This window comes from Skermanella sp. (assembly GCF_059503625.1).
The window spans coordinates 1-12770 of sequence record NZ_JCACHA010000675.1 but is presented as its reverse complement, the minus strand read 5'-3'; the positions used below and the strand labels follow the sequence as shown (position 1 = coordinate 12770).

Genomic DNA, 12770 nt, shown 5'->3' with positions numbered 1-12770 from the left:
CGCCGACATAGAACGGCAGGACTTCGGCGAAGTCCTCGACGATCTCGACCTCCTCGACCTCGACCTCGTCGTCTGCGGGGGCCACGACTCCGCCGCCGCCGTGCCAGCCATTGACCTTTTCGCCGGAAACGGAGCGCTCCCCGCCTTCTTCGTCGCCCTCGTCGTCGTCGAGATCGTCGTCCTCGTCGCCGACATATTCGGCGTCCTCATCGTCATCGTCGATGAAGTCGTCGTCCAGATCCTCCTCATCGCCCTCGAACGCCAATTCGAGAGCATCGATGATTTCAAGGAACTGGGTGCTGCGCTGTTCCCAGGAGGGCGTGGCCTTCAATTCCGCGATCATCCGATCGAGCATTTCCCGGATGTCAGTATCTGCGTTTTCGTAGGCTGACTTGGCTGGTTTAGGGATCAGCATGGCGAACATTCCCTGGTCTTAAAGCGCGAGTTCGAGGGAGCGGTGCCGCCGCATCGGGCGACTGCACGGAATCGAGTCTTACCAGATGGCGACACGAAAAGGGCAAGGAAAGAGATACGAAAATGAGGCTATCGACCTAATGGAGCCTCACCCAGACGGGCAAGCGCTTCGGCATGGGCGGCGGCGTCTCCGGCAGCGACCACCCGCCCGTCGGACCCCCTGCCGAGCGGTGCTCCGCTCCAGTCCGTCATGACGCCGCCCGCCCCTTCGACCACCGGGACAAGGGCCGCGTAGTCATAGAGTTTCAGGCCGGCCTCGATCACCAGATCTACGAAGCCCGCCGCCAGCAGACCGTAGGCGTAGCAGTCGCCGCCATACATGGGCAGTTTGACGGCCGTCGCGACTCGGCGGAACGCCGCGTAGTCGTCGGGTCCGAACAGATCGGGTGAGGTCGTGTTGAGCGTCGCCCGGCCGAGCGACGGACAGGCCCGGACGCGGGCCGGCTTGCCGTTGAGGGTGGTCGGCTGCCCGGCGGCCCCGACCCAGCGGTCGCCGGTGATCGGCTGGTCGATCACGCCCAGGACGGGACGCCCACGGTACAGCAGGGCCACCAGCGTCCCGAAGGTCGGGCGGCCGGTGATGAAGGACTTGGTGCCGTCGATCGGGTCGATCACCCACAGCCAGTCGGCGTCACCATTGGTCGTGCCGTGTTCCTCCCCCACGATGCCGTCGCCGGGACGCTCGGCGGCCAGAATGGCGCGGATCGCAGCCTCGGCCTCCCGGTCGGCGATCGTGACCGGCGAGCTGTCGGGCTTGTCGTCCACCGCGAAGGGCGTGCGGTAATAGCGCCGGATCACCGAACCGGCGGCGTCGGCCAGACGGACGGCCAGATCGGTCACGCCGTCCGGCAAGACTATGGGGTCCGGCAAGGCCGCGGGCGGTTCGGTCGAAGGGCTTGACGCCGTCATTATCGCAAATCCAGGCCGGCAGGAGGGAAAGGCATCCTAGCGGGGCTCTTTCCATCCCGCCAGCCGGATTACGACAGCGGCGTCGTCCGGCAGTTACGGCAGCGGCTGCGGGCTGTCGGACTGGGTGTTCAGCCAAGCGATCAGGTTGGCCCGGTCCTGGTCCTTCTTAATGCCGGCGAAGTTCATCTTGGTGCCGGCGATGTAGGCCTTCGGGTTCAGCAGGAAATGGTTGAGCCCTTCGAAGTCCCAGTTGCCTGGGGTGTTCTTCATGGCGTCGCTGTAGGCGAAACCTTCCTGGTGACCGTGTGGACCGCCGATGACGCCCCACAGGTTCGGCCCGACCTTGGCGGCGCCGCCCTTCTCGAACGAGTGGCAGGATGTGCAGGCCTTGGACACCTTCTCGCCGGCTGCGGGATCGGCGCTGGCCAGCAACGGGGCCACCGGCGGAACTTCGGCGGGTTCACCGCCGGCAGGCGACGCCGCCGGCGCTATGGCACTGGTATCGACTTGATAAGCATTCTGTTCCAGATGCTTAGGCGAAACCAGTACTTCCGAGATAAAGCCGCTCATCATCGCAACGAGGCCGCCCAGCAGGATGGCCCCTGACAACTTGTTGAATTCCATGCTCGACATGCCGCGAGTCCCCAATTCCCTTGTAATTACCGCACGATAGCGGCCGAACCGCCGGCTGTCACGCACGACGGCTTATTGTTTCGTTAACCGCAACATAGGCCCCTGTGTCACAGGGGTCAGCCGCTTTAGCCGCTTGACCCTCAGGGCGAAATGTCGCACGCACACCTATAACCTAAATGTCGCAGATGGCCACCATGCCAACCAACCCGATAATCGTCATACCCGCGCGCCTCGCCTCGACCCGGCTGCCGGGCAAGCCGCTTGCCGATATCCACGGCGAACCGATGATCGTCCACGTCTGGCGCCGGGGGATCGAGGCGGGGATCGGTCCCGTCGTCGTCGCCTGCGCCGAACCGGAGATCGCCGACGCCATCGCCAAGGCCGGCGGTCAGGCTGTTCTGACCAAGCCCGGCCACCCCTCCGGCTCCGACCGCATCTATGAAGCGCTCCGGATCGTGGACCCAGATGGCAGGCACGATGCCGTGGTGAACGTCCAGGGCGACCTGCCGACCATAGCGCCGGAAACGATCCGCGCCGCCTATGAGCTGCTGGAGACCGAGGGGGTCGATATCGGCACGCTCGCGGTCGAGATCATCGACGCCAGCGAGCGCGGCAATCCCAACGTCGTCAAGGCGGTGGTCGAGCGGGCGCCGGGCGCCGCTACCGGCCGCGCGCTGTACTTCACCCGTGCTACGGCCCCGACCGGCGAAGCGCCGCTGCTGCACCACATCGGCCTCTACGCCTACCGGACGCCAGCGCTCACCCGCTTCGTCTCGCTGCCGCCGTCGCATCTGGAGCAGCAGGAGAGGCTGGAGCAGCTGCGGGCACTCGCCGCAGGCATGCGAATCGACGTGGCCGTCGTTGACGCGGTTCCGCTGGGTGTCGATACTCCCGCCGATCTGGCCCGCGCCCGAGTGCTGCTCGGCCGCTGAGCCAGTTTTCAATCCCTCACAATCGAGCAAATACCCCGGTCATGTCCAAATCCACTGCGATCGCCTTCCAGGGTTCCCTTGGCGCCTATTCCGACCTGTCCTGCCGGACCGTTTTCCCGGAGCGGCAGACCATGCCATGCGCGACCTTCGAGGACGTGTTCGCCGCCGTGCACGAGGGCACCGCCGAGTACGGCATGATCCCGGTGGAAAACTCGGTCGCCGGGCGGGTCGCCGACAACCACTACCTGCTGCCGCAGGGCGGCCTGCACATCATCGGCGAGCATTACCAGCGGGTGAACCACCAGCTGCTGGCGCCGCCGGGAGCATCTCTCGACACCATCAAGGTGGTGCGCAGCCACATCCAGGCGCTGTCCCAGTGCCGCAAGGTGACGCGGGCGCTAGGCTTGCGGGAAATCCCGCATGCAGATACGGCGGGTGCGGCCAAGGAGATCGCCGAACGCGGCGACATCACCGAAGCGGCCATCGCGTCGGAACTGGCCGGCGAGATCTACGGCCTGACGACCCTGAAGCAGGGGATCGAGGATGCCGAGCACAACACGACCCGGTTCCTGGTGATGGCTCGGGAACCGATCCAGCCGCCTCCCAATTCCGGTCCTGTCGTGACCACCTTTGTCTTCCGCGTCCGCAGCGTGCCTGCGGCGCTCTACAAGGCGATGGGCGGTTTCGCCACCAACGGCGTCAACCTGACCAAGCTGGAAAGCTACATGGTGGACGGCCGTTTCACGGCGGCGCAATTCTATGTCGACGTCGAGGGCCACCCGGAAGAGCGGCCCCTGCGGCTGGCGCTGGAGGAGCTGGAGTTCTTCGCCCGCGAGGTGAAGATCCTGGGCGTCTATCCGGCCAATCCGTTCCGGCTGGAGCAGCAGAACCAGATGATCGGCGACGATTGAGGGCGGTTCGTAAACCGTAGTTCCTTGTAGGTCGGCCTAAAGCGAAGCGGCAGCCGACAAGCAGGCGCGTCTATGTCGGCTGCCGCTTCGCTTTAGCGCGACCTACAAGAGCATGCGCTTCCTCACCCGTGAAGCCAATCTTCGATCAGCCGGCGCGAGATCGAGTCGGCTCTTGGCAGGCGGTAGGGACCGCCCTCCTCCCAGTTGAGGATCTGGGAGCGGGTAAACCACTGGGCGTCTTCCAGTTCGTCCTGCTCGGTGCGGATGTCGGTGGTCGTCGCCACGGCGTGGAAGCCCAGCATCAGCGACGACGGGAACGGCCAGGGCTGCGAGGAATGGTAGGTCACCTCCCCCACCCGGATGTTGGACTCCTCGAAGACCTCGCGCGCGACCGCCCCTTCCAGGCTCTCGCCCGGTTCGACGAAACCGGCCAGGGTCGAGTACATTCCCGGGGGAAAGCGCGGCTGGCGCCCCAGCAGACAGCGGTCGCCGTCATGCACCAGCATGATCACGGCGGGATCGGTGCGGGGGAAATGCGATGTCGCACAGTCCGGGTTGGTGCAGCGGCGGACATGGCCCGCTTCGGCACTGACGGTCGGATGGCCGCAGACGCCGCAGAAGCGGTGGCGGGAATGCCACCATGTCAGGCCGCGCGCATAGGCAAGTATGTTGCCCTCGTCGTGACCCAGCAGCGGCCCGAAGCTGCGCAGATCGGCGAAGCTGCCGCGTCCGGCAAAGCTCGGATGAGTGGCGGGGTCTTCCAGGTCGGACAGGTCGACCGCGAAATAAGCGGTCTCGCCGTTGAGGCCGAGCAGGAAATACTCCGCCTCCTCCGGCAGATCGGCCATGGTGAGAAGGCCAGCTTGCGGTGCTTCCAGGTCTCCAAGCATGAAGTTCTGGGCGCGCCATACCGGCACGATCCTGGTCTCGGCCGCCGCCCGCCGGGCGTCGATCCAGCTCTGGTCCTTGCGCAGCGCCGATACCCGATCGAGCATGCCGCCGGCATAGAAATTGGGTTTGTTTGGCATGTCGGTATAGGTGGCACAGGTCGGAGCTTCTGGAAAGTACGATCCGCCGGGAATTTGCGCATGGATGGCCGACACGCGTTTCCTCTTGCTCCCCGCTTCGCCGCGCGCCATATAGGCGTCGGGAGGTTGGCGGCGGACGAGTCCCTCGCCAACCCGGTCAGGTCCGGAAGGAAGCAGCCGCAACGAGTTTCGGCTCGGGTCGTTTGTCCAGCCTCCCACCTCAATCTTTCCCCGACAGTTTCAGTCCGACATGTCTTTCCGCTTCGACATGCGTTCATCGGGGACTAGACTGGCGGCAACGCCGTTGCCCGACGCCAGAGTTTCGTTTTGACCGATCAGACGCTTCCCCCCCTCGGCGCGCCGCCGCCGGAAACTTCCGCCGCGACCGGTGCCCCAAAGGCCTATCGGGTCCTCGCGCGGAAATACCGCCCCCGCGACTTCTCCGAACTGGTCGGCCAGGAAGCGCTGGTCCGCACCCTGACCAACGCCATCAAGTCCGGCCGTCTGGCGCACGCCTTCATGCTGACCGGCGTGCGCGGCGTCGGCAAGACGACGACCGCCCGGATCATCGCCCGCGCGCTCAACTGCACCGGACCCGACGGCACCGGCGGGCCGACCATCACGCCCTGCGGCGTCTGCGAGAACTGCAAGAGCATCACCGCCGACCGCCACGTCGACGTGATGGAGATGGACGCCGCCAGCCATACCGGCGTGGACGACATCCGCGAGATCATCGACGGCGTGCGCTACGGGCCGGTGGCGGCGCGCTACAAGGTCTACGTCATCGACGAAGTCCACATGCTGTCCAAGAACGCCTTCAACGCGCTGTTGAAGACGCTGGAGGAACCGCCGGAGCATGTGAAGTTCATCTTCGCCACGACCGAGATCCGCAAGGTTCCGGTCACCGTCCTGTCGCGCTGCCAGCGCTTTGACCTGCGGCGGATCGATACCCAGACGCTGGTGAAGCACTTCAACCGGGTGGCGGAGGCCGAGGGCGTCGCGGTCGATCCCGACGCCATGGCGCTGATCGCCAGAGCCGCCGATGGTTCCGCCCGCGACGGCCTGAGCCTGCTGGATCAGGCGATGGCGCTGGGGGGCGACCGGCTGGACGCGCTTCAGGTCCGCGACATGCTTGGGCTGGCCGACCGGGCGCGCGTGGTCGATCTGTTCGAAGCCGCGATGACGGGCAAGCCGCGCGACGCGCTGGACATCCTGTCCGACCTGCACCGCAGCGGCGCCGATCCGGTCGTGGTGCTTCAGGACCTGCTGGACTTCACGCATTTCCTGACCCGCTTCAAGGTCGTGCCGGAAACGGCGCTGGACCCCGGCACGCCGGAAACGGAACGGGTGCGCGGCGGCGAGCTGGCGGGCAAGCTGGGCATGCCGTCGCTGACCCGCGCTTGGCAGATCCTGCTGAAGGGATTAGGCGAGGTCCAGAGCGCCCCGGTGCCGTTCGACGCCGCCGAGATGGTGATCGTCCGGTTGGCCTATTCCGCCGACCTGCCGAACCCGGCCGACCTGATCCGCCAGCTTCAGGGCAGCGGCGCTCCCGCCGGCGGCGGGACGCCCGCAGGCCAGAACGGTAGCGGCGGCAACGGCGGCGGATCGCGCGCGATGGCAGGGCCGGCGTTGGCGGTCGCCCATTCCTCGGCTGCTCCCCGGATGGAGCCGGCGCCGCAACCAACCGCAATGGCGGAGCGGGCTTCGGCCGATGCGGACGCCGAGCCGCTGCCCGACCCCAGGACCTTCCGCGAGGTCGTGACGCTGTTCGGCGAGATGCGCGAGGGCTCGCTTTATGGTCAGCTCTACAGCGCCGTCCATTGCGTGCGGATCGAGCCCGGCCGGCTGGAGATCAGGCCGAAGGACAAGGCCCAGGCGGAACTGTCGGGCCGGGTCGGCAAGCTGCTGTCGGAATGGACCGGCCGGCGCTGGATGGTGACGGTGTCGGGCGCTCCCGGCGAGCCGACGCTGAGCGAGCAGGACCACAGCGCCAAGGCCAAGGCCCTGGAGGACGCGGCGCAGCATCCCGTCGTGCGCGCGGTGCTCGACATCTTCCCCGATGCCAAGCTAGAGGTGCGGGACGTGGCCGAACCGGAGCCGTTAGCCGATGGGACGCTTGCGGATGAGGCCAACGACACCGATTTCTACGAGGAACCCCCGTCCGAGCTGGACGATATAGGAGAATTCTAAGCCATGAAAAATCTCGGCCAAATGATGAAGCAGGCCCAGGAAATGCAGACGCGCATGCAGCAGATGCAGGATGCGCTGGCCGAGGTCGAAGTCACCGGCCAATCCGGAGCCGGGATGGTCAACGTCACGCTCAACGGCAAGGGCGAGATGAAGCGCCTGAAGCTCGACAAGTCGGTGGTCGATCCCGAGGACGTCGAAGTGATCGAAGACCTGATCATGGCCGCTTTCAACGACGCCAAGATGAAGGTCGAGCAGCACGTCGCCGACGAGACGCAGAAGCTGATGGGCGGCATGAAGCTGCCGCCGGGTCTCAAGCTGCCGTTCTGAGCATGCTGTCTTCCGGCCGCCGCACTTTGGGATACGGCGGCCGGACCGTTCTTTCCGGGCCGTTCTACGTGGAGCGATCTTGAGCAGTTCCGAAATCGACCGCCTGATCCAGCTTCTGTCAAAACTGCCGGGGCTCGGCCCCCGCTCGGCCCGGCGCGCGGCGCTTCACCTGATCAAGCGGCGTGAAAGCCTGCTGACGCCTTTGGCCGACGCGATGCACGAGGCGGCTTCCGCGATCAAGACCTGCTCGGTCTGCGGCAACCTGGATACGAAGGATCCTTGCGCCATCTGCGCCGACCCCCGGCGCGATCAGGCGCTGATCTGCGTGATCGAGGAAGTCGGCGACTTGTGGGCGCTGGAGCGCACGGGATCTTTCAAGGGCCTGTACCACGTGCTGGGCGGCACCCTGTCCGCCCTGGAAGGCATCGGTCCGGACGACCTGAACGTCACCGGCCTGATCAACCGGGCGCGCAGGCCGGAAGTGACGGAGGTGATCCTGGCTATGAACGCCACGGTCGAGGGCCAGACGACGGCCCATTACATCACGGACCGGCTGGCGGATTGCGACGTCACCGTGTCCAGGCTGGCCCACGGCGTGCCGGTCGGCGGCGAACTGGACTATCTGGACGACGGGACCCTGACTGCGGCGCTGCGGTCCCGCCGGCCTTTCTGATCCGGCCTTCTTTCGGAGCCGACCCTTCCGGCAGATCGTTCAGGCCGTGAGGGTGACCGTTTCGACCTTGCCGTCCAAACCCATCAGCAGCAACTCCACGCCCAGATCCGGGTGGCGCGCCGCGAGGAACGCAGCCACTTTGCGAAGCTGTTTGGTATGGAAATGGGTTTCCGTTTCCCTATCCTTGGCGGTTTCCGGACCGATGAAGACCTTGTAGGCGCCGCAGTCCCGGTGATCGATGATCATTACCTTGCGAATGTGGTGAAGCTGCTTCGCCACGTCCACATGGTTCCAGAAGGTGGCGCTCCATTCCGGCTTGGCGTCCACGAGCGCGCCCAGCGAGGCGCCGGCAAGGATCACGTGGTCATATTTATCGGTCAGACCGCGTCCGTCCATGTAGTGAGCGACTTCGTCCAGCAGACGGTAATCCATGCAGCTCAGCAGCAGCACTTCGGCTTCGCCGCCGGCACGGGCCGACGCCATGGGCAGACCGGCCGACAGCAAGGCGGCCCCCGTGCCGAGCGTGGCGAGCTTCAGGAAAGTGCGGCGCGGGTGAGCCGCGTGGCCTAAGCAGCCGCAACCAGACACTGTTTCGTTCTTATTCATGATGCCTCTTCCTGCATACCGGGACGGGCGCATTAATATCGGTTTGAATCTTAAAATTGGGTTTAATTCTAAATAATGTGCCTCGTTCTTCTCCTGTTCTAATTCGGCGCCCGATCCGCTACCATCCTTGCTCTTGGTGGAAGGATGATTGATGCCGTTCGCGCTTGACGTGCTGTCGCTGATTCTTGGCTTCGTCTTCGGGGCAGGTATCGTGCTGCTGCTGCGCAGCGGGGGCATCGGTCAGGCGGAAGCCGGACGGCTGGCGGCGGAGGCCGATTTCGCGCTTCGCCAGAACGACGATCTCAGGGCCGAGGCCATCCAGCGGGAGCGGGAACTGGCGGCGCTGCGAGCCGAGCTCGGCGACACCAAGACGGCGAAGGCCCAGCTTCAAACCCGGCTGGAGCAGGAACGCTTGCTGTCCGCCGAGAAGATCGCCTTGCTGGAGCGTGCGGAGGCGAAACTGGGCGACGCCTTCAAGGCGCTGTCGTCGGAGGCGTTGCGCAGCAACAACCAGAGTTTCCTCGACCTTGCCCGCACCACGCTGGAGCGGTTCCAGGAAAACGCGCGCGGCGACTTGCAACAGCGGCAATCGGCGATCTCCGACCTCGTGGACCCCGTCCGCCAGTCGCTCGACCGGATGGACGGCCAGATCCAGGCGCTGGAGAAGGAACGGGTCGGCGCGTACGAGGGGCTGAAGCAGCAGGTGCTCTCCCTGCTCGACAGCCAGCGGGAGTTGCGCAGCGAGACGTCCAATCTGGTCCGTGCCCTTCGGTCGCCGGTGGCGCGGGGCCGTTGGGGCGAGATCCAGTTGAAGCGCGTGGTCGAGATGGCCGGCATGGTCGATCACTGCGACTTCTTCGAGCAGCACAGCGTTTCCGACGACCAGGGCAACAAGCTGCGGCCCGACATGGTCGTCAAGTTGCCGGGCGGCAAGACGATCGTGGTCGACGCCAAGGCGCCGGTCGAAGCCTATCTGGACGGCATCGGATCGGCCGACGACGCGGCGCGGCGGACCTCGCTGGTCCGCCATGCCCGCCATGTCCGCGACCACATGAAGCAGTTGGGCGGCAAGGCCTATTGGGACCAGTTCAGCGCCTCGCCGGAGTTCGTCGTGCTGTTCCTGCCGGGCGAAAACTTCTTCAGCGCGGCCCTGGAGCAGGACCCCAGCCTGATCGAGGCCGGGATCGACGGCGGCGTGATCCTGGCGACGCCCACGACGCTGATAGCGCTGCTGCGCGCCGTCGCCTATGGCTGGCGGCAGGAGCATCTGGCCCGCAACGCGCGGGAAATCAGCGACTTGGGCGCCGAACTCTACAAGCGGCTCGGCGACCTGGGCGGCCACATGGACCGGCTGGGCGGCCAGCTTGGCAAGGCGGTGGACAGCTACAACAGCGCGGTCGGTACGCTGGAAACCCGCGTGCTGGTCAGCGCCCGCCGGTTCCGCGACCTTCACGTGGCGCCGAACAATGCTGAACTGCCGGAACTTCAACCTCTGGACCATGCGACGCGGGGACTTCAGGCGCAGGAGTGGCGGCTGCCCGCAACGACGCCTTGACGGGCGAAGCCAAAAGCCATATCTGAAAATTCGATCCTGAAAATCTAGAGATTCGTCACAGGGCTCCATGGCCATACGCCCCATTATCATTGCGCCCGACCCCGTCCTGAAAGCCAAGGCCAAGCCTGTGGAGAACATCGACGGCGGCATCGTCCGTCTGATGGACGACATGCTGGAAACCATGTACAAGGCGCCCGGCATCGGGCTGGCAGCACCCCAGATCGGCATCCTCCAGCGCGTCATCGTGGTCGATGTCGCCGACAAGGACGAGAAGCCGCAGCCCTTCGCGATGGCGAACCCCGAGATCCTTTGGCGGTCGGACGAGACATCCGTCCACAACGAGGGCTGCCTGTCGCTGCCCGACCACTACGCCGACGTGACCCGGCCCAAGCAGGTCCGGCTGCGCTACATCGACCGCGACGGCGAAGTCCGCGAACTGGATGCCGACAACCTGCTGGCGACCTGCGTCCAGCATGAGATCGACCATTTGAACGGTGTCCTGTTCATCGACCATATCTCCCTGCTGAAGCGCAACATGATCATGCGCAAGCTGCAAAAGGCGAAGAAGTCGCAGGAAACGGTCTGATTTTGGCGATACCTCCCGAGCCGGCCGGTTCCCAGTCGCAGCACGAGCGGATCTACGCCGCCGCCCGCTATTACGACATCGCCTTCGCCTACCGCGATTTTCCTGAGGAATGCGAATTCCTGACCCGCGCCGCGGCACGCCAGCTGGGCCGCGATCCGGCAAGCGTGCTGGAACTGGCGGCGGGACCCGCCAACCACGCGATCGAACTGGCGCGTCGCGGCCTTGCCGCCACGGCGCTGGACCGCGAGCCGGCGATGGTGCAGTACGGGAGCGAGAAGGCGGCGGCAGCCGGCGTGGCGCTGAGCTATGCCGAAGGCGACATGACCGCCTTCACGCTGGAACGGCCGGTCGATCTGGCGCTGCTGCTGCTGGGTTCGGCAGCCTGCCTGCTGACCAACGACGCCGTGATTTCATGCCTGCGCCGGGTGGCCGATGCGCTCAACCCCGGCGGCGTCCTGATCATCGAGCTGCCGCACCCGCGCGAGCTGTTCAACATCGACGACGCGACCGAGGATGGCTGGGAAGTCACCCAGGACGGAACGCGGGTGAAGGTGCGCTGGGGATCGGACGGCGATTCGATGAACCCGGTCAGTCAGGTGGCGCAGGTGACGACCACCTTGACCATCTGGGAAGGCAAGCGCAAACAGGTCATCCGCGACCGCGCCTTCCAGCGCCGCTTCACCGTGCAGGAAGTGGATGCGCTGGCCCGCGCCAGCGGCAGCCTGGAAGCCGTGGCGTGGTATGGCGGGCTGGACATGGACGTGGCGATCGACGATCCGGAACAGGCGTGGCGCATGGTCGCCGTTCTCCAGAAGCCCATCGGCTGATATTTACCGACCTGGTCGAGTTATTTGAGAGTGTCTGGCATGAGCCGTCTCCGCCTCGCCTTCATGGGCACGCCCGATTTCGCGGCATCCAGCCTGCGGGCGCTGATCGACGCCGGCCATGAGGTGGTCTGCGTCTACAGCCAGCCGCCCCGCCCCGCCGGGCGCGGGCATCAGGTGCAGCGCTCGCCAGTCCACGTGCTGGCGGAAGAGCGGGGAATCCCCGTCCGGACGCCGAAGTCGCTCCGCAACGCGGAGGCCCAGGCGGAGTTCGCGGCGCTCGATCTGGATTGCGCCGTCGTGGCCGCCTACGGGCTGATCCTGCCGCAGCCGATCCTGGATGCACCCCGCATGGGCTGCCTGAACATCCACGCCTCCCTGCTGCCGCGCTGGCGTGGTGCCGCACCGATCCAGCGCTCGATCCTCGCGGGCGACAAGGAGACCGGCGTCACGATCATGCAGATGGACGCCGGGCTCGATACCGGCGCCATGCTGCTGAAGGGCACCGTGCCGATCACGGCGGAGACGACGGCCGGAAGTCTTCACGACGCGCTGGCGGACATGGGCGCCGGGTTGATCGTACAGGCGCTCGACGGTCTGGCCGAAGGCCAGCTGACGGCGGAGCCCCAGCCTGCCGAAGGTGTAACCTATGCGGCCAAGCTGAGCCGCGACGACGGAAGGCTGGACTGGAGCCAGCCCGCCGATTTCATCGAGCGGCAGGTCCGCGCATTGAACCCGTGGCCGGGAGTCTGGTTCGACCTGGGGAGTGAGCGGATCAAGGTGCTGAAGGCGGAACTGGCGGAGGGTACTCCGGGCGCCGCCCCCGGCACCCTGCTCGACGCCGATCTCACCGTCGCCTGCGCGGAGGGCGCTGTCAGGCTGACCCGCGTGCAGCGGCCGGGCAAGGCGGCGGTCGAAGGTCCCGCTTTCCTGCGCGGCTTCAACGCGGCTGTCGGAAGCGTGCTGGCGGCGTCATGAACCGGTGGAAACTGACCGTCGAGTATGACGGCAGCGACTTCGTCGGCTGGCAGCGGCAGGACAACGGCCCTTCCGTCCAGCAAGCGCTGGAGGAGGCGGTCGAGCGTCTGGCCGGCGAAACCGTCCGCGTCCACGGCGCCGGCC

At 66.0% G+C, this 12770-nt stretch carries 14 protein-coding genes, 1 other RNA gene and 1 pseudogene; 11 read left to right on the top strand and 5 right to left on the bottom strand.

Features of this window, described 5'->3' with window-relative positions; all coding sequences use genetic code 11:
* From AC5JJ6_RS21725 to AC5JJ6_RS21715, 3 genes are all read right to left on the bottom strand, one after another.
* Positions 1–343 (bottom strand): hypothetical protein (locus AC5JJ6_RS21725; protein WP_496044059.1); only part of this gene is annotated, 343 nt, incomplete at its 3' end.
* A 200-nt stretch (positions 344–543) separates the two neighbouring features.
* On the bottom strand, positions 544–1383 hold the full coding sequence (hisN, locus tag AC5JJ6_RS21720; protein ID WP_496044058.1) for a histidinol-phosphatase: 840 nt from the start codon (positions 1381–1383) through the stop codon (positions 544–546).
* Between the two features lie 93 nt (positions 1384–1476).
* Positions 1477–2016: a c-type cytochrome gene (locus AC5JJ6_RS21715; RefSeq protein WP_496044057.1), complete on the bottom strand. Its 540-nt coding sequence runs from the start codon at positions 2014–2016 to the stop codon at positions 1477–1479.
* Between the two features lie 194 nt (positions 2017–2210).
* Between AC5JJ6_RS21715 and AC5JJ6_RS21710 the strand changes: the two genes are divergently transcribed.
* Both AC5JJ6_RS21710 and AC5JJ6_RS21705 read left to right on the top strand, forming a co-directional pair.
* Complete coding sequence (locus AC5JJ6_RS21710; protein ID WP_496044056.1) at positions 2211–2948, top strand: 3-deoxy-manno-octulosonate cytidylyltransferase; 738 nt, start codon at positions 2211–2213, stop codon at positions 2946–2948.
* Positions 2949–2989: 41 nt separating this feature from the next.
* Positions 2990–3859: a prephenate dehydratase gene (locus tag AC5JJ6_RS21705; protein WP_496044055.1), complete on the top strand. Its 870-nt coding sequence runs from the start codon at positions 2990–2992 to the stop codon at positions 3857–3859.
* 122 nt (positions 3860–3981) lie between these two features.
* On the opposite strand, the gene nudC is transcribed toward AC5JJ6_RS21705, so the two are convergent.
* Positions 3982–4962 carry an NAD(+) diphosphatase gene (gene nudC, locus AC5JJ6_RS21700; protein WP_496044054.1) on the bottom strand — a complete coding sequence of 327 codons (981 nt, stop codon included), beginning with the start codon at positions 4960–4962 and terminating at the stop codon, positions 3982–3984.
* A 46-nt stretch (positions 4963–5008) separates the two neighbouring features.
* On the opposite strand from nudC, the gene ffs reads away from it, so the two are divergent.
* The 4 genes from ffs (at position 5009) to recR (ending at position 8077) form a co-directional block, all read left to right on the top strand.
* An RNA gene (gene ffs, locus AC5JJ6_RS21695) (signal recognition particle sRNA small type) lies at positions 5009–5106 on the top strand.
* Positions 5107–5214: 108 nt separating this feature from the next.
* Positions 5215–7077 carry a DNA polymerase III subunit gamma/tau gene (locus AC5JJ6_RS21690; RefSeq protein ID WP_496044053.1) on the top strand — a complete coding sequence of 621 codons (1863 nt, stop codon included), beginning with the start codon at positions 5215–5217 and terminating at the stop codon, positions 7075–7077.
* 3 nt (positions 7078–7080) lie between these two features.
* On the top strand, positions 7081–7404 hold the full coding sequence (locus AC5JJ6_RS21685; protein ID WP_496044052.1) for a YbaB/EbfC family nucleoid-associated protein: 324 nt from the start codon (positions 7081–7083) through the stop codon (positions 7402–7404).
* Positions 7405–7483: 79 nt separating this feature from the next.
* Entirely contained in the window at positions 7484–8077 is a 594-nt protein-coding gene (gene recR / locus AC5JJ6_RS21680; protein WP_496044051.1) for a recombination mediator RecR, read from the top strand.
* A 39-nt stretch (positions 8078–8116) separates the two neighbouring features.
* Here recR and AC5JJ6_RS21675 read toward each other — a convergent pair whose 3' ends face one another.
* The gene (locus AC5JJ6_RS21675) at positions 8117–8683 is read right to left on the bottom strand and encodes a carbonic anhydrase (protein ID WP_496044050.1); all 567 of its coding nucleotides are present in this window, start codon (positions 8681–8683) and stop codon (positions 8117–8119) included.
* Between the two features lie 151 nt (positions 8684–8834).
* Here AC5JJ6_RS21675 and rmuC point away from each other — a divergent pair, with 151 nt between their 5' ends.
* The 5 genes and pseudogenes from rmuC to AC5JJ6_RS21650 form a co-directional block, all read left to right on the top strand.
* Positions 8835–10238 (top strand): DNA recombination protein RmuC, encoded by a 1404-nt coding sequence (rmuC, locus tag AC5JJ6_RS21670; RefSeq protein ID WP_496044049.1) that lies wholly within the window; start codon positions 8835–8837, stop codon positions 10236–10238.
* 67 nt (positions 10239–10305) lie between these two features.
* Positions 10306–10824, top strand: a complete 519-nt coding sequence (gene def, locus AC5JJ6_RS21665) for a peptide deformylase (RefSeq protein WP_496044048.1) — start codon at positions 10306–10308, stop codon at positions 10822–10824.
* Between the two features lie 2 nt (positions 10825–10826).
* On the top strand, positions 10827–11651 hold the full coding sequence (locus AC5JJ6_RS21660) for a class I SAM-dependent methyltransferase (protein ID WP_496044047.1): 825 nt from the start codon (positions 10827–10829) through the stop codon (positions 11649–11651).
* 39 nt (positions 11652–11690) lie between these two features.
* Positions 11691–12626: a methionyl-tRNA formyltransferase gene (gene fmt, locus AC5JJ6_RS21655; RefSeq protein ID WP_496044046.1), complete on the top strand. Its 936-nt coding sequence runs from the start codon at positions 11691–11693 to the stop codon at positions 12624–12626.
* Positions 12623–12770, top strand: a pseudogene (locus tag AC5JJ6_RS21650) (tRNA pseudouridine(38-40) synthase TruA); the annotation flags it as partial. The gene fmt and the pseudogene AC5JJ6_RS21650, both read left to right, overlap by 4 nt.

Coding starts and splice junctions, on each gene's coding strand:
- AC5JJ6_RS21710 (WP_496044056.1), top strand. CDS start 2,211: ATGCCAACCAACCCGATAATCGTCATACCCGCGCGCCTCGCCTCGACC.
- def (WP_496044048.1), top strand. CDS start 10,306: ATGGCCATACGCCCCATTATCATTGCGCCCGACCCCGTCCTGAAAGCC.
- rmuC (WP_496044049.1), top strand. CDS start 8,835: ATGCCGTTCGCGCTTGACGTGCTGTCGCTGATTCTTGGCTTCGTCTTC.
- fmt (WP_496044046.1), top strand. CDS start 11,691: ATGAGCCGTCTCCGCCTCGCCTTCATGGGCACGCCCGATTTCGCGGCA.
- AC5JJ6_RS21675 (WP_496044050.1), bottom strand. CDS start 8,683: ATGAATAAGAACGAAACAGTGTCTGGTTGCGGCTGCTTAGGCCACGCG.
- hisN (WP_496044058.1), bottom strand. CDS start 1,383: ATGACGGCGTCAAGCCCTTCGACCGAACCGCCCGCGGCCTTGCCGGAC.
- AC5JJ6_RS21705 (WP_496044055.1), top strand. CDS start 2,990: ATGTCCAAATCCACTGCGATCGCCTTCCAGGGTTCCCTTGGCGCCTAT.
- AC5JJ6_RS21715 (WP_496044057.1), bottom strand. CDS start 2,016: ATGTCGAGCATGGAATTCAACAAGTTGTCAGGGGCCATCCTGCTGGGC.
- AC5JJ6_RS21685 (WP_496044052.1), top strand. CDS start 7,081: ATGAAAAATCTCGGCCAAATGATGAAGCAGGCCCAGGAAATGCAGACG.